The sequence below is a fragment of the Sphingobium sp. genome (genome assembly GCA_023266575.1).
Taxonomy (GTDB): Bacteria; Pseudomonadota; Alphaproteobacteria; order Sphingomonadales; family Sphingomonadaceae; genus Sphingobium.
The window spans coordinates 482428-506991 of record JAHFPV010000001.1; the positions used below are offsets into that span (position 1 = coordinate 482428).

General features: G+C 60.7%; 20 protein-coding genes and 1 tRNA gene. 15 read left to right on the forward strand and 6 right to left on the reverse strand.

Annotated elements, in window-relative coordinates; genetic code table 11:
* Positions 1-25: 25 nt before the first annotated feature.
* Entirely contained in the window at positions 26-1063 is a 1038-nt protein-coding gene (locus Q0D44_RS02195) for a polysaccharide deacetylase family protein (RefSeq protein WP_294131701.1), read from the forward strand.
* A gap of 32 nt (positions 1064-1095) precedes the next feature.
* A tRNA-Ile gene (locus tag Q0D44_RS02200) sits at positions 1096-1172 on the forward strand.
* Positions 1173-1229: 57 nt separating this feature from the next.
* Here Q0D44_RS02200 and Q0D44_RS02205 read toward each other — a convergent pair.
* Positions 1230-1409 carry a hypothetical protein gene (locus Q0D44_RS02205; protein ID WP_294131702.1) on the reverse strand — a complete coding sequence of 60 codons (180 nt, stop codon included), beginning with the start codon at positions 1407-1409 and terminating at the stop codon, positions 1230-1232.
* Between the two features lie 22 nt (positions 1410-1431).
* Entirely contained in the window at positions 1432-2739 is a 1308-nt protein-coding gene (hemN, locus tag Q0D44_RS02210; protein ID WP_294131703.1) for an oxygen-independent coproporphyrinogen III oxidase, read from the reverse strand.
* Between the two features lie 135 nt (positions 2740-2874).
* Between hemN and Q0D44_RS02215 the strand changes: the two genes are divergently transcribed.
* The 10 genes from Q0D44_RS02215 to Q0D44_RS02260 all read left to right on the forward strand — a co-directional run bounded on the left by Q0D44_RS02215 (position 2875) and on the right by Q0D44_RS02260 (position 14099).
* Positions 2875-3537, forward strand: coding sequence for an OmpW family outer membrane protein (locus Q0D44_RS02215; RefSeq protein WP_294131705.1), 663 nt, complete (start codon positions 2875-2877; stop codon positions 3535-3537).
* Positions 3538-4071: 534 nt separating this feature from the next.
* On the forward strand, positions 4072-5361 hold the full coding sequence (locus tag Q0D44_RS02220; protein ID WP_294131706.1) for an integrase family protein: 1290 nt from the start codon (positions 4072-4074) through the stop codon (positions 5359-5361).
* A gap of 546 nt (positions 5362-5907) precedes the next feature.
* Positions 5908-6459 carry a hypothetical protein gene (locus Q0D44_RS02225; protein WP_294131707.1) on the forward strand — a complete coding sequence of 184 codons (552 nt, stop codon included), beginning with the start codon at positions 5908-5910 and terminating at the stop codon, positions 6457-6459.
* A 36-nt stretch (positions 6460-6495) separates the two neighbouring features.
* Positions 6496-6795, forward strand: a complete 300-nt coding sequence (locus tag Q0D44_RS02230; RefSeq protein ID WP_294131708.1) for a hypothetical protein — start codon at positions 6496-6498, stop codon at positions 6793-6795.
* Positions 6796-6865: 70 nt separating this feature from the next.
* Positions 6866-7354 (forward strand): hypothetical protein, encoded by a 489-nt coding sequence (locus tag Q0D44_RS02235; RefSeq protein ID WP_294131709.1) that lies wholly within the window; start codon positions 6866-6868, stop codon positions 7352-7354.
* 5 nt (positions 7355-7359) lie between these two features.
* Entirely contained in the window at positions 7360-8220 is an 861-nt protein-coding gene (locus Q0D44_RS02240) for a hypothetical protein (RefSeq protein WP_294131710.1), read from the forward strand.
* Between the two features lie 138 nt (positions 8221-8358).
* Entirely contained in the window at positions 8359-11670 is a 3312-nt protein-coding gene (locus Q0D44_RS02245) for an NERD domain-containing protein (protein ID WP_294131712.1), read from the forward strand.
* Positions 11671-11809: 139 nt separating this feature from the next.
* A complete protein-coding gene (locus Q0D44_RS02250; protein ID WP_294131714.1) occupies positions 11810-12283 on the forward strand; it encodes a hypothetical protein in 474 nt (157 codons plus the stop codon).
* 29 nt (positions 12284-12312) lie between these two features.
* Complete coding sequence (locus Q0D44_RS02255; RefSeq protein ID WP_294131715.1) at positions 12313-12735, forward strand: hypothetical protein; 423 nt, start codon at positions 12313-12315, stop codon at positions 12733-12735.
* A gap of 149 nt (positions 12736-12884) precedes the next feature.
* Positions 12885-14099 carry a hypothetical protein gene (locus Q0D44_RS02260; protein ID WP_294131717.1) on the forward strand — a complete coding sequence of 405 codons (1215 nt, stop codon included), beginning with the start codon at positions 12885-12887 and terminating at the stop codon, positions 14097-14099.
* Between the two features lie 187 nt (positions 14100-14286).
* Here the strand turns inward: Q0D44_RS02260 and Q0D44_RS02265 are convergent, their stop codons facing one another.
* The 4 genes from Q0D44_RS02265 to Q0D44_RS02280 are packed head-to-tail and all read right to left on the reverse strand — an operon-like array spanning position 14287 to position 20418.
* On the reverse strand, positions 14287-15300 hold the full coding sequence (locus tag Q0D44_RS02265; protein ID WP_294131718.1) for a hypothetical protein: 1014 nt from the start codon (positions 15298-15300) through the stop codon (positions 14287-14289).
* Positions 15301-15333: 33 nt separating this feature from the next.
* Positions 15334-17238 carry an ATP-dependent helicase gene (locus Q0D44_RS02270; protein ID WP_294131719.1) on the reverse strand — a complete coding sequence of 635 codons (1905 nt, stop codon included), beginning with the start codon at positions 17236-17238 and terminating at the stop codon, positions 15334-15336.
* A gap of 2 nt (positions 17239-17240) precedes the next feature.
* The gene (locus Q0D44_RS02275; protein WP_294131720.1) at positions 17241-19223 is read right to left on the reverse strand and encodes an AAA family ATPase; all 1983 of its coding nucleotides are present in this window, start codon (positions 19221-19223) and stop codon (positions 17241-17243) included.
* Positions 19224-19236: 13 nt separating this feature from the next.
* The gene (locus Q0D44_RS02280; RefSeq protein ID WP_294131724.1) at positions 19237-20418 is read right to left on the reverse strand and encodes a Fic family protein; all 1182 of its coding nucleotides are present in this window, start codon (positions 20416-20418) and stop codon (positions 19237-19239) included.
* Between the two features lie 333 nt (positions 20419-20751).
* Between Q0D44_RS02280 and Q0D44_RS02285 the strand changes: the two genes are divergently transcribed.
* The 3 genes from Q0D44_RS02285 to Q0D44_RS02295 are packed head-to-tail and all read left to right on the forward strand — an operon-like array spanning position 20752 to position 24388.
* Positions 20752-21921, forward strand: coding sequence for an ABC-three component system protein (locus Q0D44_RS02285; protein WP_294131726.1), 1170 nt, complete (start codon positions 20752-20754; stop codon positions 21919-21921).
* Entirely contained in the window at positions 21918-22427 is a 510-nt protein-coding gene (locus Q0D44_RS02290) for a three component ABC system middle component (RefSeq protein ID WP_294131728.1), read from the forward strand. The genes Q0D44_RS02285 and Q0D44_RS02290 overlap by 4 nt, the downstream gene beginning before the upstream one ends.
* Entirely contained in the window at positions 22427-24388 is a 1962-nt protein-coding gene (locus tag Q0D44_RS02295; protein ID WP_294131729.1) for a DUF3732 domain-containing protein, read from the forward strand. Before Q0D44_RS02290 ends, Q0D44_RS02295 begins: the two co-directional genes overlap by 1 nt.
* Positions 24389-24564 lie beyond the last annotated feature (176 nt).

Genomic DNA, 24564 nt, shown 5'->3' on the forward strand with positions numbered 1-24564 from the left:
AACCATTGCGCGCTATGGGTAGCGCATGACTGTTCCCCCCCATGACGGCAACCTGCTGGCCCCGCCCTTGCCGCAGGACAGGATCACCCTCGATCCCGCGTTCGGCACGCGATTCATGCTGTTTGTCGATACCGAAGAAGAATTTGACTGGAACGCCCCGTTCAGCCGGACCGGCCATGGCGTCACCGCCCTGCCGGGCATGGCGCGGGGGCAGGCCTATTTCGCGGCAGCAGGCGTCAAGCCCGTCTATGTCACCGATTATCCCGTAATCGATTGCGAAGCCGCGTCAGCGATGATGGCGGAATGGGTCAGCGACGGCACGGCCGATATCGGCGCGCATCTCCACCCCTGGGTCAACCCGCCCCATGTCGAGGACGTCAGCGCCGCCAACTCCTATGTCGGCTTCCTGCCCGAAGCGGTAGAGCGCGCCAAGCTCGAGGCGCTCTGCCGCCGGATCGAGGAGCGCTTTGGCCAGCGTCCCATTGCCTATCGCGCCGGTCGCTATGGCGTTGGTCCAAACAGCGCGCGGTTGCTGAGCGAAGCCGGGTTCCGGCTCGACAGTTCGGTGCGCAGCCGCTTCGATTACAGCCACCAGCATGGCCCGGATTTTTACGGCTTGCCCCAGACGCCCTATTGGGCTGGTCCTGACCGGACATTGTTGGAATTGCCGCTCTCCACCGCCTTTGTCGGCCTGTTGCGCGGCGCGGGAGAGCGGCTTTACCGCGCAGCCCAGTCCATGGGGCCACTCGCCGGCGCCCTGTCGCGCGCCCGGATGCTGAGCCGCGTGCCGCTAACCCCCGAAGGCATATCCGCCACTGAGGCCATAGCCGCGATCGACGCCCTAATCGAGGAGGGCGTCCCCGTGCTCAATTTCAGCTTCCATTCGCCCACGCTGGAGCCGGGCCATACCCCCTATGTCCGTGACGAAGCCGACCGCACCGCCTTTTACCGCTGGTGGGACGCGGTGCTGGCGCATCTGGCGAAACGGGGACTAAGAGCAGCCAGCCTGGATCAGTTTCTTAACGCCATTCCCATGCGTATCGAGGCTTGCCAAGCGGCGTGATGCTGCCTAATCGGGCGTTCGTTGACAAGGTGGGGCCTGTAGCTCAACTGGTTAGAGCTGTCCGCTCATAACGGATAGGTTGCGGGTTCAAGTCCTGCCGGGCCCACCAACTCCATCATTCCACATCCATGCTGGCACGCACCCCTTGCGCGGCAGACACGCACCCTCATTTCGCTTTCTTCCGTTGCTCCCTGAGCATCAGATGACAGGCAAGGCTGTCATGGCCATCGGTCGGGTTTTTTTCCCATGGTGGCGACCAGTCAATAGGCGCTTTGCCGCAAAAATAGCGTCCCGGCCCGGCACTGCTTTTCGCATCAGCCGATGTCGAGAGCGTCGTGGCCATCATGCCCAGCGCCAATATCAGCCTGCTAGACCGCATGGCTGAATCGCCCCTCGGCCGGGCGAAGATAGGCGTCGAAGCAGGCCGCGACGGACCGGGCATAGGGTTGCGCCTCCGGGCGAATCTCGATCATCCCGTCGTTCACACGAGCGATGCCCATGGCGACAAATCTGGCCAGGTCGCGGGTTTGCCCAATCCCCTCGCTTGGCGCTGCGCCGTCGCATAGCAAGCGCTCGATCAGTCGGCCGCGTTGCTGGTCGTCAGCGCTGCGCCTGACGCCGCGCGTCGCGGTCAGCCGCGCCTGGGCGACCATCTCCCTATAGGCACCGGCATTTTTCTCATTCTGCACGATCAGGTCTGGAAACTGGCTGATTGCGCTGGCGCCCAGGCCGATCAGAACGTCGCTGTCATCCTCGGTAAATCCCTGAAAATTGCGTCGCAGCGTTCCGCTGGTCGCGGCCTGCGCCAGAGGATCGTGGGGCAGCGCGAAATGATCGAAACCGATGGCGCGATAGCCCGCAGCGGTCAGCATCTTATGACCCTGCGTCGCCATTGCGAACCGCATGGCCATGTCGGGAAGGTCGGCCTGCGCAATCCGGCGCTGGCGGTGCAGCAGGTGCGGCATATGCGCATAGCCGAACAGGGCGATCCGCGACGGCGCCAGACGGATGCTTGTTTCCAGAGTCTCCGCCAGATCCGCCTCGCTCTGGCCCGGCAGGCCGTACATCAGGTCGAAGCCCACGTCGATTTGAACCCGGCGCAGCCCGGCAACCGCCGTTTCCACCATATCGACCGGCTGCACCCGCCCTATCGCCTGCTGGACGTGCGGCGCAAAGGTCTGGACACCCAGATTGACGCGCGACACGCCGATCTGGCCCATGGTGTCGATCCATGCCTCGTCCAGGCGACGCGGATCGATTTCGACCGACAGGGCAGCCGCACTGGTATCAAAACATAGCAGCAACTGGTGATTGAGCCGGACCCAGTCGACCAGCGGCAGCGAATTGGGGCTACCACCGCCAAAGGCGATATGGGTCACGCGCCTCCGCCCGCCCAGGCGTGACGCGACCATCGCGATTTCCTGCTCCAGCGCATCGACATAAGTGGCCAGCCGTCGAGGCCGGATCGCGGCACCGGTGTTGCAGCCGCAATACCAGCAGATGTCGTGGCAATAGGGGATGTGCAGATAGAGCGAGATACCTGCGTCCTGCGGCAGCGTATCGAGCCGCTCCGCCAGCGCCTGCGCCCCGACGGCGTCGGTGAACTGCGCTGCGGTGGGATAGCTGGTGTAGCGCGGCACGGGGTCCGCCAACAGATCGGGATGGTATCGGAACATGGAATGCGGCCTGCCACCAGCCGCGTGCCAACGCATTGCGCAGGATCAAATTTCCGATTGCGCCGCGTCAAGGAACGACCGGCAGGCCAAGCCTACAAGCCATTATTGACCACAACGTCAGGGACGGAGACGATAATGCGCATAAAGACTTTCTTGCTGGCCAGCGCCATGACCGGCGCACTGATTGCCGGACCGGCCCAGGCCAAACAGGGTGACATTCTGTTGCGCGTGCGCACGATCATGGTCGCGCCTAACGAGAAGAGCGGCAGTATTCTGCCCGCATTTCCGGGCGAAAAGGTGTCGGTGGACAACAGCATCATGCCCGAAATCGATGTCACCTACATGGCGACCGACCATATCGGTTTCGAGTTGATCGCCGCGACCACGAAACATAGCGCCAGCGGTCGCACCGGGACGACCGGCAGCATCGGCAAGCTCGCCTCGACCTGGGTGCTGCCGCCGACGTTGACGATGCAATATCACCCCGTGGTCGATGGCCATATCCGCCCTTATGTCGGTGCGGGCATCAACTATACGCTATTCTATGCCGAAGATGCATCCACCGCCCTGGAAACAGCCGTGGGCAAGACCAAGGTGCATATGAAGGATAGCGTCGGCTGGGCGGGGCAGGTGGGCGTCGATATCGACCTGAACGACAAAATTTTCCTCAATATCGACGTCAAATATATCGACATCGACACGAGGGCACGACTGGCAACCACGGCGGCAGGCGTCCAGCGCGTCAAGCTGGGCCTCGACCCGTTCGTATTCGGCGTCGGCGTCGGTATGCGCTTCTGATCGCCAACTGGCTCAGGGGAAAAGGCTCGGACGACTCCGTCGTCTGAGCCATTTTCCGTTTGCGCATCGCGTAAATTCGCGCGCGCTTGTAGAGCGATGACTCTGGAGGTGAGGGTGACCAGCGATCGCTTGATATTCCGACCCGGACTGCGCTCACATTCACTGGAAGCACGACGACCGCTCACTTTCGGAGGGTGGCTTGCGATGTGCTTTTTGCTGGAAAATATAACTACGTCTAGCAACCCGCCAAAGGCATAGCGAATTATATGTGCTAGGAAATTTGGTGGACGCACTTGGGCTCGAACCAAGGACCCGCTGATTAAGAGGCGTCCAAAAGCGATTTTTCGAACGTCCCGCGATGTCCTTCAGTGTCCCCCGGCGTCCGATTTTGAATCTCCAACATACTGATATATAATAGAAAATTCACAGGGTCTCGTCCCTGATCGTCCAGCGTTGGCTTGCGTCAACTCCGGTCAGTCGGAGCTCTGGTGCAACCTATATGCAACCTAGTTTTTGGGTCAAGGGAGTGTTCGAGTGGCTGCCTCACTTACAAAAAACGGCATTGAGGCCCTGATCCTGAAGGCCAAAAATGGTTCCGCCGGACAACTTGAACTTCACGATGACCGAGAGCCGGGCTTGCGGATCCGCGCAGGTCAACGATCCGCAAGCTGGTCGTATTGGGCACGGTTGAAAAACGGTCAGCCCACACGGATCAAACTCGGTTCCTGGCCCGGCATGGGTATTGCCGAGGCGCGGATAGCCGCTCAGGAAGCGCGGGCCAAGATCGTGCAGGGCCATGACCTCAACGAAGAGAAGCGGGTTGCGACACGTGAAGCAGCTCTTGAGATACGGACCAGGACAACGCTCAAGGACGTTCTGGACCTGTATGAGGAACTCATTCTCGCGCAACACCGTCGTGGCACTCAGACCCGGCGCGCACTTGACGGCAAAAAGGGTCTGATGACGACCCTAGCCAACCGGAAGCCGGCCTCGATAACCCGCGCCGAGATCAGCGATCTCGTCAGGAAGCATGCCCGGCAGGCACCGATATCGGCCAACCGGAAGCTCGCTTATGCATCCGCATTTTTCAACTGGTGCGTCGAGGAGGAAATTCTCACGGACTCACCGGCAAAAAATATCCGCAAGCCCGCGAAGGAAAACGAGCGCGATCGCTTTCACACCCTTGAGGAACTACGCGAGGTTTGGGCCGCAACCACCGGCCTCGGGTATCCATTCGAGCAGCTGTACCGCTTGCTCATCGTTCTACCGATGCGGCGGGAAGAAATATCTGCAATGCCGATCGTGGACCTAACCATCGGGGATGACGACACGCCAGACCAGGGCATATGGGCTCTTCCTGCCGGCAGGACGAAGAACGCCAAGGCTCTGCGTGTCCCGCTTTCGCCATTGGCTCGCTCCATCATTCTCAAGGCACTCAACCACGAGGAGCGGCCGAAGGAGTCGAAGCTCCTGTTTTCGACCACTGGTGAAACATCGGTCTCGGGTTTCACGAAAGCCAAGCGCCGGATCGACAAGGCAATCCACGGCGCCCGCATCAAGGATGCAGAAGAGGCGGGGGTCGATCCAGAAACGGTCGGACGCATGCCCCACTGGACGGTTCATGATCTGCGGACGACCTTCAATACACACGCTTGCGAGATATTGGGCGTCCCGCCCCACGTCGCGGATCGGATACTCAACCATGTGGCGACTGCGACACGGTCGAAAATCATGCGTGTCTACAACAAGTCCGAAATGTTCGATGCTCGTAAGACAGCCCTGTGCGATTGGGCCGATCTACTTTCAAACCGTGTGATATCATAGGGTTGAATTCGGTTGCCCTATGAGCCCCGAACCCGGGGTTCAAGGGATTGAGGGGGAGGCTAGGGGAGAAAAACGGCGGAAAACCGCCAGTTGAATTCCCGCCCAATCCCGCCTGTTACCACATCGCTCCCACGGATGCTCCCACGAGAAGCCTTCCGGCAAAGACGTGAAGGCGGAGCTTGCCTGCGTCGAATCGGTGATCGTCCGCTAGCATTTCGGGCTTCACGCTACTGGGCAGTATTGCGCCCATCACGTTGGCGCACAAAGTCCACGGGCAATTCCAAGCGGCCACCGCGACGGGAGAAACGCGGATTACTTGATTTCTCCTTCAGCGATGCCCACCGCCTCCATTTGCGGGTCGATATGGAGCAGACCGCTCGCGCCGATTTAGCGGAAAAAATCCTCCAGAGATGGCTATGATTCTCGCTAGCCGGTGCGGAGCGACGATGAGCGGCGGTTACATCTGTGAATTCGCTTTTTGTTCCGAAAGCGACTTCGCCAAATAGCTCTGACCGGCTATGCTTTCCGGCTGGAAGAGGAGAAGATGTGAGCGAATATCGATTGCCTCTCACGAAGGAAGAAACTGCGCTGGTTCAGCAGATCGACCTCTCAGGCACGCATCAAAGCCATGCCGCGGCGCATGACGCCTATCTTAAGAACCAGGAACCAATCCTTGCTCTGCTTTCATCGCTTGAACAGCGGAACGCTATTTCGGAGCACTGGATCCGTTACTGGACCGATCCCGCCTATAATCCGGGACGGATCAAAGCATCGCGCCAAGGCCTCTTCGAACGCAACGGTTGTTCGGGAACCGACATATACATTCACCCCAATTTTATCCGGCATTTGCGCTACCTGTTGTTTGGCAGCGAGTTGCCCGATCACATCCGGTCAGCATTCATGCGTGAGACTGGCGATCCCCAATGGGTTAGTTCGAGCGATGCCATCACGCTCGGTAAATACGCCCGTAAACAGGTTCGCGAAAATGGCATGATTGGCGCAACGGCAGCCGAGGAATTTTTCAAACTCGCCCTTGATATCGGCCTGAATCTGGCACCGGCGTTGGTCGTGATGGAATCGGTCAAGCAGGTGCGTTGAGGATCGGGTAGGCAGATCACAGGGACGGAAGGCATCATGGTTGGCAGCATCAAGGATCACCCCTTCTACATTCGCATGAAGCAGCTTCCACCCCAAGAGGTTGCGGCCTGGGTTTTGGGCGACATTCCGGTCGAGAAAGCCGACGGACGCTTGCGCAAGGAGGTGTTTCGCCGCGTGGCAAAGAAGATCACGTCAGGAAAGGCCGAGCGCTCGAAGTACGGCTTCAACTCCGACACGAATGGTGAGATTGCCCGCGCCATGGAATGGGCATTCCAGGCCGGCCTCAAGACAGTACAAATCCAGGACCCGAAACCAGGCCGAGCGCCGCACGGATAGAATCGGTCCTCTTGACACCAAATGGTGCATATCCATATTGGTTCTCATAAGACCGATTTTAACGAGGCCTATGGAACCGACCGTAACCACCGCCCGCGCCGCCGAGATCGTCTCCATTGGCTATGAAGGGCTGCGCTCCTACCTCAAGCGTGGGCTGCTGGGATCGGGTGGTCTCATGGCACCGTTTGTGCACCGCGATGCGCCGGCGCCCGACCTCAGCCGCGCCCGCGCCAAATGGAAGCGCTTTGGTGTCGTCGACCTTTGCCTCATACGCCTCGCCAAGCAATTGATCGATCTCGGCCTCTCGTTCGACGAGGCTAACGGAATCGCTTCGCGCGAGGATGTCCGCCGCGTCTACTCCCATCCCCGGGGTCTGCCCGGTGCTACGCTGATGACGTGGCCGCCACACTACGACTTCATCGTTTTTGCCGGCGACGATCTTCGCCATCTGCCTAACCGGCTTGGCGAAGCCGGCGATGTCGCGGTCCTCGTCCAACTCGACCGCATCGCCGATCATGTGCGCGCGGCGATGGACGGTGACGAGCAGGGCGAGGCCTAGCCACAATGGCCCACAAGCCCAATTCGCCGGTGAACGACGCGCGTCCGCCGATTCGCTGGACCGACCTCGCCAGCTGGCACCCCCAGTTGACATCGGCGTTGAGCGATGTTCTCCGGCCCGGCGCAGTGGACCGGCTGAGTGCCGTCGAGTCCAGTGAGCTTTATGATGACGATTCCGAATGGCTCGAACTCGTGCTCGGTGAATTTTCCGGGAACGAAAAAGCATTTCTCGAGCTCGTCGATCAGGCGCTTGAATGGTCCCGCGTGCGGACCTTCCACGGGACCCGGACAGCCGACGCCCGCAGCTTCACCCATGAGGGCATCCGGCTCCACGACCGGCCTAAGCTCGAAGCCGAGGTTCGATCGCTGGTCGCGAGGGAGCCCACCCTCCATGGGATGGCCGACCGCCTTGATGAGGCGTTCGCCCGCACCGCCCATCTCATCGATCACGGCCGTTGCTTCGTCGTCGTCGACGAGCGCGTCCTGATTGAGGAATGCGGCCACTATCTCCTTGGTGGGAGTGAGTTCGTTCAGGGGATCCTCGGACCACAGGCCGCGCGGTCTGTGCTTAGCGATTGCGCCCCGACCGTGATCGAGGTCGATCTGCCGCTCTCGCGCGTCCCGCCGTCGCAGCTGCGCGAATTCTCGCGCACGCTGGTTGGCGAATGGGCGAAAATCCTGCGACGGCCACGCGCCGAACCGCGCTATCTCGATTTCAGCTTCTGCCTCCAAGAGCCGATTCCGGCCGCCTGGGTCGCCGGCCATTTCCATCCACTCGCGGTTCACGATCCCCATGAAGGGAGGCGCTCCGTTCCGACGCGCCAAGCGGATTGTGCGGCCTGTGCACATGCTTCAAGCGATGCCTGAGCGGCGCATGACATCCGGCGGGCAGATCGTTTCCGGAACTGGCGCGCAACCGCTCGTGCGATCGGCCCGGCGGAACAACACCGTGCACGGCATCCCACCCCGCAATGATCCTTCCGCTTCGCACCGTATCGTGTCGGCATGACTCGCGGGGGGCACATCAGCATATTCCTGGGCGATCCGATCGAGAATGCGACCGAGACGGCCTGCCTGCGCCGGCTGCTGCAGGACCTTCAAGCCCTCGACATCGATGCCGTCATTCTCGCGAATTTCACGCTCGGACCGAAGCGGCGCCAGATCGATCTTGTCGTTGCGACGGCAAACACGGCGCTCGTGATCGAGATCAAGGGCTATGTACACGCCGTTCATGGCGGCGTGAACGGACCCTGGGAGCTTGACGCCCAGAACAGCGCGCGGACGCGCCTGGGGCCAACCAACCCCTATCAACAGGCGTTGACCAACCGCTACGCGGTCACCGACAGCATGGCGTCGCTGCTCGGCCTCGGGAGCGACGCCACCAAGAAGGCCGTCGGCGGGATGCTCTGCCTGTTCCCTGCGCCCGTTCCGAGTTCGCAAATCCCGCAATCCGACTTCAAGCTGGAGATCGGCGGCTATGCGGACCTGATAGGGTTGCTTTCCAAGGCGCGCCCCGGCGCGCTGCCACTGGAAGCGTGGCGACGCCTCGCGCAATCAGCGGACCTCAGCGACGCCAGCGCGGCACCCCCCAGCGAGGCCGAAGCGGCAATCGCCGGCTATCTCGGCGCCTTTGCCGATCTCGCCGACGCAGCCGCGAGCCCCTATATCGAACCCCAATTCGAGGGTGCGTTCACCACGGACGCGCTTGCCGCGCAAATCGCCGCCGGCGCGCAACTCCAGATCGTCGGACCATCGGGCAGCGGCAAATCCGAGCTGTTGAAAGCCCTCGCGCGATCGACTACCCGGTCCGGCAACCTGCCGGTCATGATCCGGGCCGGCGATTTCGAGAGGCGGCTCGCACCACTCCTTCAGGCCGCGATCGCCCGATGCTCGCCATCGGGGAGCACGGAGCTGTTCAAAGCGGCCATGCGCGCGGGGGCCGAAATCATCTTCTTTGTCGACGGCTTGAACGAGTGTCCGGCCGATCGGCGAAACGACCTGATCGCAGCCCTGCAGGCGGCCCGCATCAACTATGGGGCGCGGATCATCCTGGCCGGACAGGAGCCGACGTCGCTACCCGCCATGCTAACCGGCGATGAAATCCGTCTCGCCCAACCCGACCATGCGCAGGCCCGGCGCCTTGTGGCCGCCCATCTCGGCCGCCCGCTCGCTGATCACGAACTCGGCGCCGTCGAGATCGTTGCGACCGCCCATGACGCTGCCATATTGGCGGCCATGCTCGAGATGCCCGCTGCAATCGACGGGCGCTTCGCGCTTTATCATGGCTTCACAGACGCGCGCCTCGACGTGCGCGGGCGGCAGCAGATGAAGCGATCCCTGTCGGCACTGGCGACGACCATGCGCACCGGCTTTGTCGCGTCCATGCCGCGCGCAGCCGCCGAGCGGATTCTCAATCGCGACAACGATGTGGATGCCGTAATCGCACGCGAAGTGGGTCTTGTTCGCATCGACGCCAACCGGCTTGCCTTTCGCCACGATCTGATCGCCGACTTCTTCGCTGCCGACGATGTCCTGCGCCATGCCGCGACCCCTGCGGAGCTCAGCGCGCTCGCTAACCGACCGATCAACGCGGAGCTTCGCGAATTCCTGCTCGGCGGCTGCGCGACGACCGCCGAGATTGACGCGCTGATTGGCCCGGCGCCCGACTCCCGCCTGCTGCGCGCCGCCCTGTCAGGCCGGGCGAGCGGCAAGGCCCGAGCCTATGTCCTTGGCCGAATGCGCGACCTGATCGGCAAACTCAAACATCGCTATGGGCAAATCAGCCTGTCGCTTCCCGACGGCGTAACGACCGCTCGCGATCTGCACTCGCTGATCCCCAGTTTGCCGAACGATGCGAACGGCGCTGGGATCGAGAAGGCCTATCTGCACCTGATCCCCTTTGCGCTCGGCGACGGGCTGATGGCCGATCTGCTTGACCTGTTCGCCGCGGTTGACCGCCGCCTGGTCGGCGAAGCCCAGCGCCTGCGCGACGCGCACCCCGACGTGCGCATCGCCTGGCGCGCCGCCGCCTATGGCACGGTCTATGGGATGCATCATCACTCGCCGGGTGGCCGCGATCTTCAAGATCTGCTCAATGCAATCCAGAACGCCTGGTTCGGCGAACAGGACGGCGCGCCGGACCTTGGCCTGCGGGACTATCTGAATGCCTTCGAAGCGCTGAGCCCCGGACAGCTCTTCTTTCTGGTGTCCGCGCTGCACAGTGCCAACATCGAGCCACTACCCTACCGTTTTCCCGAAGTGCTGCACCATATTTGGGAGCTCCGGGTTTATCATCTGCGTCTCTATATCTGCGATATCATCCGCTTTCGCGGATCCGATCTGCCGCCGGACCAGCGGGAGGCGGTGCGGGACGCGCTCGACGGATGGCTGTCCAACGACAACATCGTCATGAACAGCATCCTCTTTGATGCGCTCGAAGGGGTCGACGGCATCGAGACCACGCTGACGCTCGAGGCGGCGGTCCAAGAATATGAGGCAATGCTTGCGCTTCCGGAATCGCCGGAGGCGTGCAGCATGGCGGTGAGCGCTGTCACGCGCACCTATGATCATCCCTTCCGGGACATCTATTGGGAAGCCTTTTACGAGGTTCTTCCGGTCGAGAAGCGTCAGGCCCTGCTGCTGCGGGGCCTGCGCGACGAGCAACGCGACGCCTGGTTCATCGACGACATTCTGCGCGCGCTGCACCGCAATCCGACCGCAGCCGCTGCGCCCGAGCTGCAAAAGCTCGCCCTGAGACCGATCGTTGAAGGCCACTCGCACCAGCACGCCCTTCACGTCTACGCCGATGCGATCGCGCTTCTGGCCAAGCTCGCCATCCCGCTTGCGCCGCCCGAGCCGCCGCCCGACGATCCGGCGCGCCGAGCCTGGTATCGCGCCGCGCCGCTAATTCATGCGCTCAACTCCGACCCTGTGCGGTCCTCCCATGCGATGGCCGCGGAGGTCGCCGCGCTAAGCGCCTGCGGTGCGGCCGAGGCGTTCGACGTCGTCCAGCGCTTGGCGCGTGAAGCACGCAACATCGGGCATCCGGCCAATGTCGCGTTCGAGAGCGTCTGGCCCGAGTTGGTCCTCGATCTCTGCCGGAGCGCGCTGTCGCCGGGCTATGCGCCCGTGTCCCTGTTCGAGCGCATCTATTTCGACCGCACGTTGGCTGACGACCATTTCGATCTCGCGCTCGCGCTGATCGCAAAGGTTGGGCGCCCAACCGATGTCGCGCTCGTCAGCGCCTGGCTGACCCACCCGAGGCACGGCGAACGCGCGCTGGCGACGGCGCGTGAACTCGAACGTCGATCCGATTGAGGAAAGCTGATCATGAATGTTGCCGACCAGCTTCCGCGCGTGTTTCAAGCGAATGCCGACCGCTTCTATCAATGCGTGGTCCTGAGGGCGCTCGGCGACCTCCCGACGCACGATGCACTGGTAGTGGGACAAACCCGACTTGGGCGAGTTCCTGGACCGATGTGCCGCTCAGGTTGACAACCACACGGCTAACGAAGCTGCAAAGGCCTTCGCACTTACCTTGGACGGCATGTTCGAGCGGCAACTTTCCCGCTGGACCAATGCGCATGGCGTGCAGACCAAGAATCTCGATGCGGCTTTCAAAGCCGCTGAACGGATTGGCTCTTTCGATCTCGTGAAGGCAGGAATGGCCGATGACCTCATTGAATTGCACCTAGTGGCCAACGTCGCCCGCCATGGCGAAGGAGGTTCATGCGACAAGCTCAAGGCCAACGCGCCGCAGCTTTGGGACAATCCACTGCTCGACTATTATGATCTTGCGCCCGCCCCGGTTCCTGTCAGCGAGGAGCTTCGGATCCGACCCGACGATCTCAGGCGCTACGTGCGCGCGATCGTGCGGTTCTGGGGCCATGTCGATCCACTTCCGAACGCAGTGCTCGACCCACCGTATTGATCACCTCGCGCTAACCGGGTTGGAAAAGCATGGTTGCGAAGACATTGAAGCAGGATCTTGACGCATCCGTCCTGAAGCTGGCGGAATTCCTGGAGCTGAACCGTCGAGAGCGGATTTTCGAATATCCCTTCGGCCATTCTTTTCCTGTGAACTGTTGCGAGAGCGTGTCGCTCATCCTCATCTTTCTGATCGAAGAGAAGTATGGCGCCTCGAACGTGCGATTGATCAAGGGAACGACGCCGAAGAAACATGAGCATCACCTATGGGTGACGGTCGGCGACTGGGTCTATGATCTGACCGCACATCAGTTTCGCAACCAGAAGAAGATCATCGGAGCGCTCTTCTCGCCGCTTCACTTCCGCTACAAAGATTGGATGATCGAAAATGGGCGCGATTTTGTCGAACGGGAGCAGATCATTGAACTTTACCGGAGCGGCGTTATCCCATTCTAGACAATCGCCGGGGGGCGAACGACCGATACGGGCGCAGCGCCGCCGCCGCGCGGAGTATGGCACTCCATTACCGCGAAAGGCTGGCGGGCCTGCTACGCTGTCTTAGGGCGAGCATGGCAATCGCTTCCTCGCCCATTGGAGAAGATTCAATGCCCGATCAGCCCGCCGCCACCCCGAACGGTGATCGCCACCTTGAGGTGCTACGCCTGCGCCTTGGCCGGAAACTCAGCGGCTTCACTGCCGAGATTCCGGAAGAGAATGCGCGAACCCCGATGGCCAGCTACAAGCCGGTGCGCGCGCTGTTTCCCGTGCCCGAGCTCGTCCTTTTCGCATTGCGAGAGGGATTGGGATGGCAATGGCACGGACATGGCGAGAAGGTGCGCTGGACTGTCTATGGCGCGATTGATGGCCAGCGCGTCGCCTTCGAACATCAGAAATTTGGCTTCACCGTTTTTCTGCCGAAGGAACGACTGGATCTCCGATCGCGCGTCGAAGGCCAACTGCGCGGGGCCCTTCGCCTCGTAGAAGCCTATTTGAGGCCTTTCGCCAAGGCCCAGGTCGACCAGGGCGAAGTGATGATCGTCAACCGTTTCATTGAGTTCGACGAGCGTTATCGCTTCCATCGCGAGCTGGCCGACGTGGCCTATCGGCGCGCAGCGGAACCGCAGCCGCCCAAGGCGTCCGGCGACGAATCTCATGACGAACGCACCCGCGCGCGCCTGATCAGCTTGGATATGACTGAGCGGATCAATGCGATCCTGTCGGCCGAGCGTGAGGGATTCTTCCATTCCACCGCGATGATTGACGCCTATTTCAGCTGCCTCGAACATCGCCTAGTGCTGCTTCGCGCCTTCATGGGTCGGCCATTCGCCCAAGGCGAAGTGCTCGGGCTGCTCGGCATGAAATGGGCCGACAAGCTGAAACTCGTCCTGCCGACCCCGCTGCCCGCCGACGCCGCCCAGGTCGTCGCCCGGATGCGCCGGATCAAGGAGCGGATCCGCAATCCATTCGCCCATGGTGGGGTCGAGAATGACCAGGGTTCGCTCTTCTTCCGCTTACCCGGCATCGGCTCAGTTCCTGGGAACTTCACTCGATTCGGCGACAGCGTGCGCTTCTCGATGCTCCCCGTTGATGCAGACGATCATGCCGAAAGCTGCGCGACATTCGACGCACTCGACGCGCTGCTGGCCGCAGGCGATCTCGTCGGACCAGACCAGTTCATCAAGGGCACTGTTGATCCCGTTTTCGATGCTCAGCATTGCGCGCAATATGCCAAGGTGATCGCCGGCGGCCTCGACGACATCGAGGCCTATATCGACGTATGGTCCCATCGCTGGGAGCGGCACGCCAACATGGACTACTGACCGGTCGCGCGTTCGTTTTCGGGAAGGCAGTGGCCGATGGCATATGCGACCGCAATTGCCGATTTTCAGACCAGGCCTCGCCGTGTGGCAAACCCAGCCGGGTTCGCCGCCAACGAAACCTTGACGGCAGCCGGTTGGACAGGGGCGTGTCCCACGTCGTGGCGTAGCTCGGATCATCCCCGTGCCGCTAGAAACGACAGATCTTCTGCACGTATTTCCAGGGCCTAGCAGACGAACCGTCCCGATCGTTTCGAAGTTGCACGATCAAATCCGACAGACAGTCGTCGATTCCATGTAGCATGGCTTCTTCCCGCATGAGGATGACGCGCCGCTCTTCGACGTCATGGTTCCACAACAAGGCTTCCCGGCCTTCGAGGTAGGCGGCCCGTTCTGCCATCACTTTGGGATGAGTATGAAGCCAGCGAAGAAAGGGGATGGCGTCGGGCGTCTTGCGCCACAGCTCGCCATATTGCGCCACATAGTCGCATGCCAGTTCCGGTTCGGCGTGGTTGGATCCATGCCAGATGGGGATAGGGGCGGGGGCGGGGTTTCCGCACAGTATTTCGGCAACATAGCCGTTGGCCATAAATCCACGGCGAAGGCTGGTGGCGGCTGCGGCATATTTGCCCTGCCGGAAATGCAAGAGCGCCAGATCGTATTGGCATGGCGGATAGCTTTCGGAGTTCGCCAACAGGCGGATGTGCGCCTCCCCGGTCTTGCCTGCGCGCAGATACTCCGAACCGATAAGGTAGCGGATTCCCTGATTGTCGTCGGGATTCCAGGACAGCATCTGTTCCATCAGCGGCAATGCCTTCAGATGCTGGCCTAGCCGCAGATGGTTGAGCACAACGCCGTGCATCGCCCGTAGGAATGGCCGATTTTCGAGGTAGCCCCATTCGATCAAGCCGTCGAAACCAGGCGATAGAACGCCTTCACCGACCTGAACGCCTCGCTGACAGGCTTGGAGTGCGAGCTTGTACTTACCCTGATCAAAGAGTGCGTATCCGAGATGAGCATGCCCATCGATGAAGTCCGGATCGGCGGTGAGTAATTCCTTGAGCTTGGCGACGTAACCAGTTTGGCTGAGCTTCCCGGCATCGCGTTCATCCAGAAGATCGTCAAACTGCTGCTGGATGTCATCGTGGCCAGCGGGGTAAGAGAAGAGGCCGTTTTCCCCATGGACATCGAAGGTGATGGTCATAAATATTCTCCTCCATGCTCTCTGTCTATTAACTCAAGCGATACGAACACTCTGCACCCCCGCCTTACTCAAAAGATCATATAGTGTTACGATCTTGGTTCGTGCACCGCGATGGGCACAATAGGTGAAAACGACGCGCTGTTTGGCGCGGGTGAATGCAACAAAGAAACCTGCGGTAGCCTCGATCTGATCGTTGGAGAAACTCCACCATGCGCCATCGTCCAGGCCGACGAATATGACGCTGTGGTATTCGAGCCCCTTGCTTTTATGGATCGTCATCAGCGGAATCGCGTGAATGCCTTCATAGGCATCAAGAGCGGATGGCCAATCGACGCCATCGCCCGATGACGCCAGCAGATGGACGACCACCGCATCGACTACCTTTTCTAACCAGCCGCCCTGGCCATAAGCGGGATGAACGGCGATCAGCCGTTCGCGTCCGATGAAGGCCAGAATGTCGTCCACGATGGATCGCGCCATCGCCTTTGATTTTGGTGGATTGGGATGCGCGGCGCTGAGTTTGATCGCGTATGCATCCAGTTCACGGGCAAGTTTGGCCTGTGCAGCCTCCTCATCGGGCGCAACGCCGTGGAGTGCGGCCAGCGCCTCCTGACAGTCCGTCCAGTATCGGCCAGCCCGCTTGGTCATCGCTAGGCGCAGGATGGCGATGACCAACTCCGATGCTTCTTCCGCCAGCAATTCTTGCAGCATGACCGCGCCGACGGCCCCGGCCTCGTTGCGCAGGGGAATGCCTGCAGCCATGAATGCTGGTTCAAGGACAGCCGCGTAGTCGACAGCCTTTTGACGGACAAGCAGAACGAAATCGCGGGGGCCGAGCTTGTGGGCTTTCATCTCGGCGGCAACGAACGCCGCCAAGCGATCCGCCTCCACCTCCGGTGTTGAAAAGTCCCAGATCGCACAACTGTCCCCGGCGATCGTGCCCACGGTCTTCGATACTGGCGCTACGGTGCGGGCGTCCAAAGCTTGGGCCAGAACATGCTGAATACGCACCAACTCGGGCGATGAGCGATAGTTGTTGTAGAGTGGGGTTCGTTTCCCGCCAAAGTCGGCGTCGAAATCGGTGAACGGATCGCCCATTGCCATCGCCCAGCGCATGATCTGCTGCTTGTTGTCCCCAACGGCCGTGATCACCGTGTCGGTCCCAAGAAAGATGGTGCGAACCAGATCGTATTGAATCTGTGTCGTGTCCTGGAATTCGTCCATGAACAGGTGAGAATAAGTCAAACGAAGCGCGTCGCGCGCCATCGGATTGACCCGCAGCAGGAGTTCCGTGAGGCGCCCGATCATGGGGAATGACAGGAGGCTTTTCCTGCCCTCGTGTAGCGATGTTTGCCAGAAGCGATCTGCCGCCCATTGGCCAGGCGTGGGATTTCGCCAGCCGTCCAACGGGAGCGGCAATCCCACCAAATAACGGCGCTCGAAGGTCTTCACCGTTATTGCCTGAATGTCGGCATAGGTGCCGACCGATGCCGGAGGCGCGCCTAGCTGCTGTTGAAGGAAATCGCGGTAGTCCCGATCATTGGGGAACATGATTTCGTAGTCGGGTCGTGGCCGCCAACGTCCAGGTAGTGCCTGACCGAAGCGGTCGATCAGCCCCTTCGCGAAGGCGTCGAACGTCATGGAGTCGAAGCGCCCGGCATGATTGCGATGGCACCGCTGACGGACGCGCGCGGCGAGGTTCGTCGCGGCGTCGCGCTTGAAGCTGATCGCGAGTATACGCCTTGGCGCAGGTGCAGTGCCCGTTTGCAGGAGATATGCAGCGCGTTGTGCGAGCAACTCGGTCTTGCCCGCGCCGGGGCCTGCGATGACGGATCGATTGTCCGCCGAGCGGACGACCTTCAGAGCGTTCGCTTCGAGCGCGTCCACGCCCACCGGTTTCCAATCATCCGGGCGAACCCGTCGCGACAGCACCGCCATTGTTAGTCCCGCCGCAATGACTTGGCGATGTGCTTGAGAACCTGGGCGAGAACAGAAGGCATATCTTCGCGCAACGCCTTGGGTTTGATGTGCGTCAGCGCCGCGAGATGGGTTGCCGGCTTGCTACGTGTCAGAAAGTGATAGCGGTATGCTGGCAGCAGGTCCTGATAGTCCTTGAATGGGCCAGTGTAGAGCGTGAGCCCCGGTCCAGCTGTCCCGATCACAACTTCCGCAGCCTTATCCGCCGCCATTTTCGGACCGCCACCCTTGGGAATGATCGCTTCGTAGGCCTCCGGAAAGGCTTCGAGCATGGCAAGATCGAGGTCGAGAGGCGCTGAGAAGTAGACCCCATGTGGCTTGAGGCAATCGACCCAGCCTTGCAGGATCTTGCGATCCTCCGGATCCTGCCAAGTGTGCATCGTTGCAAGCCGTTCGTCCGACAACACACCCCCATCGATTTTAAGAAGTTTGGCTTTTGGCACGCCAAATTCGATGAGCTTCTCGATCACCGTCTTCACTCGGCCAAAGCCGCCACCGTCGCGACCCAGATCGAGATCCAGGAGGGTTGCATGGGGAATACCCAGATGCTTCAGCAACCGCCAGAAATGCTGCACATGCCGTCCGCCCAGCGGTACAATGGCGACGAAGGCGGGATCAATTAGGAGATCGAGGGCTTCTGCCAAACGAGGCAGGACGATCCGCTCTGAATCTCCTTCGACGAGCAGCACGAACCGGGCGAAGTAGAGTTCTGGATAGGCGAGTACGGCACCGCGAACGAATTTGGCTGCCTCATCGACACCTGCTGGCATCTTGATCGTCTTGACCGACGAGATGCGCGTCTCCGGATCGCAGCGGCAGTAGCGAACCTCCCGCGGATTGACGCGGCTCAAAACCGCGGGCGAATGACTGGTGACGATGGCCTGAGCGCCACCGGCATCGGTCAGCGAGCGGACCTGACGGATGATGCGTGCCAGGAAATAAGGGGAGAGATGGTTTTCCGGCTCTTCCAGCGCGAAGATCGTGAGGGCGGGAATGCGCAGAGTATCGTCGCGGAACCCCTCGACTGTGCCAGCGACAACCTCGCGCTCCAGATCGAAAACGGCTGCGGCCAGCGCGAAATAGAATAAGGATTGCTGCCCATCACTCAGAGCGTCGAGACCGCGTTCCTGACCGTCCGGTCCCTGCTCGAAGATGACGGCGATTTTGTTGACGACATCCTCAAACCGGCGGCTGACCAGGCTGAGCCTAGGCTTCGTATCGACAACATCGTCGTGAAGGCCTGACCAGCGCGCCTGCAAGGCTTTGCCGATCGCGGCAATCGCCGACTCGCCCTCGAATGCCGTGGCCAGATTCTCAGTGGCTTCCTGGACAGCCTCCTCGGTCTCGGACGACCATTCGATAGCGCGGAGCAGGCGAGCGGCTAGTGCGCCCGTCGTCGCCCTAATCTGGGCCGCCGCGTCCCGGCTGGCAGGCGTATAATAGAGTTGGATGAGGCCACGATCCGCCGCCGAAACCGGGTGACACTTGTCTTCGGCCGGATCGTCATCGAGCGTATCGACCCAAAAGAGTTCCTGCGAAACCTCGCCCTCGACCGTCCCGTCATCTTCCCATCGCGCTTCGAGACGCAGTCGGCAGACCGGCGATTCGCCCTCCCGTTCGATCTGCATGTGTCGGAATGAGGGTGCGATCGTCTCCGGCGTCGCGGTGCCATCGGCCAGTTCGGGTAAACCGATCAGCACGTCGATGAACAGATCTTTCGGTTCGCGATCATCTGGATCGTCGTCTGCGCCCAGGTGAAAATCTGAACGCTGAACGGTGCGCTGCGCGCGCGATACGCCAAACAGCTTCGACAGTGCGTGCAGGAGCGCGGTCTTGCCCGCCGCATTCGGGCCGACAACGGCCGTGATCTCCGATGAAATCGGCACTGTGATCGGATCGGGGCCGAAACAACGGAAGCCCGACAGGGTTACAGATTCGATACGCACAGGCTTCCTTCCGTCAGGTCGCAGCGGGGAGCGGGTCGGTGCCCTCACTCAGGATTGCGAGATACCGCCGGTAACTGAAAACGCGGCCTCTTTTGCGGCCAGTGATTTCCTCGACGATGCCAAACCGCTCCAGATCGGCGAGCGCCGCATTGACCGTGGGGGCAGAGAGACCCGTGTGCTGGACGAGCTGATTGGCCGTCAGGAATGGGTTCTGTTGCAAGTGATCGTGTATACGAAGCGCCGAACCAGCCCGGTCACTCTCTGCCGTGATCCGTTCACGGTCTTCCTTGAACAGCCTAACTATCCGGGTGGCGGCATCGAACGCCTGATTGGCGGTGTCCGCGACGCCCGTGAGGAAGAAGTCGAGCCAGGCTTCCCAAGCGCCATGCTCGCGCACCTCCTGAAGCAGGCGGTAATAGTCGGCGCGATGGGTTTTGAGATAAAGGCTCAGATAGAGCAACGGCTTGCGCAGCACCTCGTTGACGCAGAGATAAAGCGTGACCAGCAACCGGCCGATCCTACCATTGCCGTCCAGGAACGGATGGATGGTCTCGAACTGAACGTGCAGCAGGCCGGCCTTGATCAGTGCGGGTAGCCGTGACCCTTCCTCGTGCATGAAGCGTTCAAGCGCATCGAGACAGCCATCCATCTCGGTCGGTGGCGGTGGTACGAACAGTGCATTTCCGGGACGTGTGCCGCCGATCCAATTCTGCGAGCGCCGGAATTCGCCAGGGCTCTTCGTGCCGCCACGCCCGCTTTGCAGCAGTCGTGCGTGCATCTCCCGGATTAGACGCAATGACAGGGGCAAGTCTTCCAGCCGCTCCAGGCCATACATCATGGCATCGACGTAGTTCGAAACTTCGCGAATGTCGTCGACCGGTTGGCCAGCTTGCGCCTCGGTCTCGAAACGGAGCAGATCCGAAAGCGTAGATTGCGTGCCCTCGATCTGGGATGAGAGAACGGCTTCCTTCCGCACATACATGTAGAGGAACAGTTCCTGACGCGGGAGCAGCATGGTGATGCCGTCCAGACGCCCCAATGCTCTTTCCGCCAGGCTCAACCGCTCCAGCAGAGCAAGAACGTCAATCGACGGTTCGGGCGGCAAGGGCGGCGGCACGAACGCGCGCACCATCTCTCCCGCAACAGGGGTTTCGACAAAATGGCCTAGCCGGAGATTGGGGGCGGGTTCAGACATGAACCTAATATGATGGCGCGGCCTTATTTAAGCAATGCCCTCTTGGCTTAAATAGCAATTGAGCTAAGGTAAGTGCTCTTAAATAGGAGGTGACACCGCCATGGGCCACTTGATGGGGGCCGCTGGAGCATATTCCGAAGCCGGCTACCGCCTTTTGATGTGTCAGTCAGATAGTTTGGGCGGTTTTACCAAAGATGGCAAGCAACGCCTGATGCGATCAGCGCTTCCCGCTGTGACCGGTCGCACCACAAAAGGTCGCCATGCCCAGGGCTTATGTTGTCTCTTGACCAAGAAAGGCTGGTCGCTCAGCATTCATCGGAGGGGGCGCATGCTATGAATGCCGAAATTAAACCAGCGAAGCACAGCGCACCAGGACAATATCTCGGTTTTGCTCTTCAGCCAGTCCGGATCTTCTATCATCTTCTTACCTGCCCGAAAGGGGCCAAGGTGTCGCTGGAATTGCAGGACGACGTCGCCATCCACTATGCCGATGGCAGCCTTTGTCTCGAGCAGACCAAAAGTGCGCTGAAGCAGAATCCCATTTCTGACTGGGCAATCGATCTGTGGAAGGCCTTCCACAACTGGCTGACGATGCTTGAGGCGAAGGAATGCAAGGCCGAGGCCACGCGTTTTCGCCTGTACGTCACGCCTGCAAAAAAGGGGGCGTTCGCTGAGGCGCTGGCAGGCGCCGCGAACGCCGATGACGTCGAAGCCGTTCTGACGATGATCCGGGCGAAACTCGCAAAGCAGAAGACCCCTCCCGCCTGCGCAGCCCACCTCCAGCCGTTTCTAGACGCGCCGAAGGGACAGCTAGCCGCCATCGTCGGACATTTCGAGCTGGAGGCCAACGCCTCGGACCCACTCGATGCCATTCGCGCGGTGCTCCTGCCCACCATTGCCGAGGAGCATGTCGACATATTGGTCAAGTCTGGAATTGGGCAGGCCAAGCAGGCGCTCGATCGACTCATACAGCGCGGCGAAGTGCCGATGCTCGATGCCGACGCATTTCGAAAGGACTTTCACGCATTTATCCGCCAGAACAACCTGCCCGGCCTGCTGACCTCGCTGGCTGAGGCACCCAGCGATGAGTTCGTGGCGGACATCGCCTCAACCCGCCCGATCTTTATCAGGCAACTCGAACTGGTCCAGGCGAGCGACGAGGATCGTCTGCGCGCCGTCAGCGATTTCCTGCGCACCTCGGCCGATAAGGCCGACTGGGCGGAGCGTGGCCTGGTATTTTCAGGAAGTCTGGATGGTTGGGACGATGACCTTGTGCGTCGGCACAGTATGGCCCGCGGCGATGTCGCCGATCTGCACGGGCACAAGGCCGCAGAGGTTCAGGGGCGTCTCGTCTATCGTCAATGTGCGCAGCACCAGGCCCCGCTGGATGGACGGGTGGTGCCTGGGCATTTCGTACATGGCAGCTTTAACGACCTCGCCGATCGCCGACGCATCGGCTGGCATACGGACTATGAGACTCTGCTTGATGGTGATGCAGGGTGACGATCACCTCGGCAGTTGGCCTCAGCGAACTCGACATCGTCCAGAATCCCGCGATCGGTGCCTTTTTGATCTGGCATTTTACTCTCGGCTATCAGGAAGACGGTGCCGACGCCGTGCCGCTCCCGCTAGCCTTCCTCGTTCTGCCGATGCTGCTCCATCGTCTGACATTCGATGCGGTCGCCTCGACCCGCAAGGCATCAGGATTGTCGTTGTTTGCGGCCAAGTTCGATAAAGAGCGCGAAGTGCTGATGGAACTGCACGGTCGTGCGCTCCAACTACGGCCGCTAAGCCTGCAGTCAGTTGGCATGGCGGCGACCTCGCGTCTGATCAAGATCGACTATGAAAATGCGGTGCTGCACGGCTATCCGCTCGATCTGCTCGGCGTCAGGAAGCCCGTTATCCCCGAGCGACTGAAGGGGTTCTCCGGCGCTGCCGACAAGTTGGGCTACTGGTTTTCCAAGCTTGGCATTCCGCAAATCGCTTCGACCCTAAGGATCGATTTCTGATGTACTTCCAGCTGCGTAAATTGATCCTCTGGCCCCGTCACGACGGCCAGCCACGCATCGTCGATTTCCATCCAGGCGTGGTCAACGTCATCAGTGGTGCGTCGAAAACGGGTAAATCGGCGGTCATCCCGATCATCGACTATTGCCTTGCCGCGGACAAGTGCGCGATTCCGGTCGGCGTCATTCGAGAGAATTGTAGCTGGTTCGGCGTCGTGATCGATACGGTCGAAGGGCAGAAACTGCTCGCCCGACGTGAACCTGGTGATCAGCAGACTACAGGGGACATGGTGCTCATTGAGGGGGATGAGGTCGAGGTTCCGCAGCGCATCGATAGCAAGGGGACGTCCGCCTCGAACGTGAAGGCCATGCTGAACCGGCTTGCGGGCCTCACCAATCTCGACTTCGAACCTGAAGCAGAAGGGGGCTTCAAGTCTCGGCCGAGTTTCCGCGATCTCATGGCCTTCACCTTTCAGCCCCAGAATATCGTGGCCAACCCCGACGTCATGTTCTTCAAGGCCGACACGACCGAGCATCGCGAGAAGCTGAAGACCATCTTCCCCTATATTCTGCAGGCTGTCACCGCCGAGGTTCTGCAGGCACGTTATGAACTCGATCGTTTGGGCCGGCTCCTGCGGCGACGCGAAAACGAGCTTCGGGCCCTAATGGCTGCCGGAAATGCCTGGCGGATGGAAGCTCAGTCCTGGTTGAGGCAAGCGATCGAGTTCGGCCTGCTGCCATCCGACCGGGCGATTCCAAGCGACTGGCCTGACATAGTCGACATGCTGCGCGGCGTCGTCGAGGCGAACAGCGAAGCGGCTCATCCCAATATCGCAGGGATCGACGCTGCTCTCGGTCGGCTTCAGGAATTGCGCACCGAGGAAAGTGTTGTCGCGGCCAATCTCACCCAGCACCGGCAACGATTGAGTGAACTTCGGCGCCTTATCGAGAGCAGCGATGCCTATGGCAGCGCGCTACGCATCCAACGCGATCGCCTGGCCCTTTCAGACTGGCTCAAGCAACTTATTCCCGATGACAGGCGGGATGATACAGTGGCGATCCTGGGCGACGGTGGTCGGGATAAAGTTGAGCAGCTAAGCGATGCGCTTGCTGCGATTGAGGTCCGGCTGCGCACACATCCCAGCGTGTCCGACACGCTCGACAAGGAAATCCTGCGCCTGCGGGGTGATGCGGAAGTCCTGCTTGCCCGTCTGAACGAGATTCGCCGGGAAATCGGCATGCTGGAGCGCAATTCGCAGCAGGCGAAACAGGCCATTGATCGCTTCGATCGGATGGAACGCTTCCTTGGCCGGCTTGAACAGGCCCTTCTGCTCTATGATCGCACCGACCAGTCGGCGGGGCTTCGACAAGAGATCGACGCAATCAAGTCGCAGATGGCAGAGCTTCGGCGCCGCGTGTCCGAGAACGAAATTGAGCGCAAGATGCGTAACGCCCTGGATGGTATCGAGGCAACGACCGGCCGGTTGATTCCCCGACTGGACGCGGAATGGCCAGATGCACCAGTGCGCCTGATGGTCGCGGACTTGACTGTCAAGGTCATCAGGGGGACGCGCGATGACTATCTCTGGGAGATCGGTAGCGGCGCAAACTGGCTAGCCTATCATGTTGCGCTGACGCTTGCGTTGCAGACCTTCTTCCTTGAATTGCCTCATCACCCCGTTCCCGGCCTACTGATCTACGATCAGCCCAGTCAGGTATATTTCCCTCGTCGTGCTGCTGGTGACGAGGCCACCGATCCAGTGGCATGGCGAGACGAGGATGTTGTCGCGGTCCGCAAGGTATTTGAATTGCTTGGCGAACAGGCTGCTGCCGCCAACGGCCGGTTGCAGATCGTCGTCCTGGACCATGCCGATGAGGATGTCTGGGGCGATATTGCAGGTGTTGTTTTGGCAGAACAGTGGCGTGACCACGCACTAGTTCCGTATGAATGGCTCTCAGCTTGAGAAGCCGTTTGAAATAAGCAATTTGAAGTGGGGTCGGGGGAGTAAGGGGGGAACAGAAGTGGCGAAAAAGTAGCCAATCGTATTCCTGCCGACTACCAGGACGGTCCCACGGATGCTCCCATGAAGGCGTTGACAGCACGTCCTTAAATTTGCTCTATCGGCGCATGGGGATCGCG

What these genes read in the sequence shown, in the direction of transcription:
- Q0D44_RS02195 (WP_294131701.1), top strand. Translation starts at nt 26, where the DNA reads ATGACTGTTCCCCCCCATGACGGCAACCTGCTGGCCCCGCCCTTGCCG.
- Q0D44_RS02205 (WP_294131702.1), bottom strand. Translation starts at nt 1,409, where the DNA reads ATGATGGCCACGACGCTCTCGACATCGGCTGATGCGAAAAGCAGTGCC.
- hemN (WP_294131703.1), bottom strand. Translation starts at nt 2,739, where the DNA reads ATGTTCCGATACCATCCCGATCTGTTGGCGGACCCCGTGCCGCGCTAC.
- Q0D44_RS02215 (WP_294131705.1), top strand. Translation starts at nt 2,875, where the DNA reads ATGCGCATAAAGACTTTCTTGCTGGCCAGCGCCATGACCGGCGCACTG.
- Q0D44_RS02230 (WP_294131708.1), top strand. Translation starts at nt 6,496, where the DNA reads ATGGTTGGCAGCATCAAGGATCACCCCTTCTACATTCGCATGAAGCAG.
- Q0D44_RS02235 (WP_294131709.1), top strand. Translation starts at nt 6,866, where the DNA reads ATGGAACCGACCGTAACCACCGCCCGCGCCGCCGAGATCGTCTCCATT.
- Q0D44_RS02240 (WP_294131710.1), top strand. Translation starts at nt 7,360, where the DNA reads ATGGCCCACAAGCCCAATTCGCCGGTGAACGACGCGCGTCCGCCGATT.
- Q0D44_RS02245 (WP_294131712.1), top strand. Translation starts at nt 8,359, where the DNA reads ATGACTCGCGGGGGGCACATCAGCATATTCCTGGGCGATCCGATCGAG.
- Q0D44_RS02255 (WP_294131715.1), top strand. Translation starts at nt 12,313, where the DNA reads ATGGTTGCGAAGACATTGAAGCAGGATCTTGACGCATCCGTCCTGAAG.
- Q0D44_RS02260 (WP_294131717.1), top strand. Translation starts at nt 12,885, where the DNA reads ATGCCCGATCAGCCCGCCGCCACCCCGAACGGTGATCGCCACCTTGAG.
- Q0D44_RS02265 (WP_294131718.1), bottom strand. Translation starts at nt 15,300, where the DNA reads ATGACCATCACCTTCGATGTCCATGGGGAAAACGGCCTCTTCTCTTAC.
- Q0D44_RS02270 (WP_294131719.1), bottom strand. Translation starts at nt 17,238, where the DNA reads ATGGCGGTGCTGTCGCGACGGGTTCGCCCGGATGATTGGAAACCGGTG.
- Q0D44_RS02280 (WP_294131724.1), bottom strand. Translation starts at nt 20,418, where the DNA reads ATGTCTGAACCCGCCCCCAATCTCCGGCTAGGCCATTTTGTCGAAACC.
- Q0D44_RS02285 (WP_294131726.1), top strand. Translation starts at nt 20,752, where the DNA reads ATGAATGCCGAAATTAAACCAGCGAAGCACAGCGCACCAGGACAATAT.
- Q0D44_RS02295 (WP_294131729.1), top strand. Translation starts at nt 22,427, where the DNA reads ATGTACTTCCAGCTGCGTAAATTGATCCTCTGGCCCCGTCACGACGGC.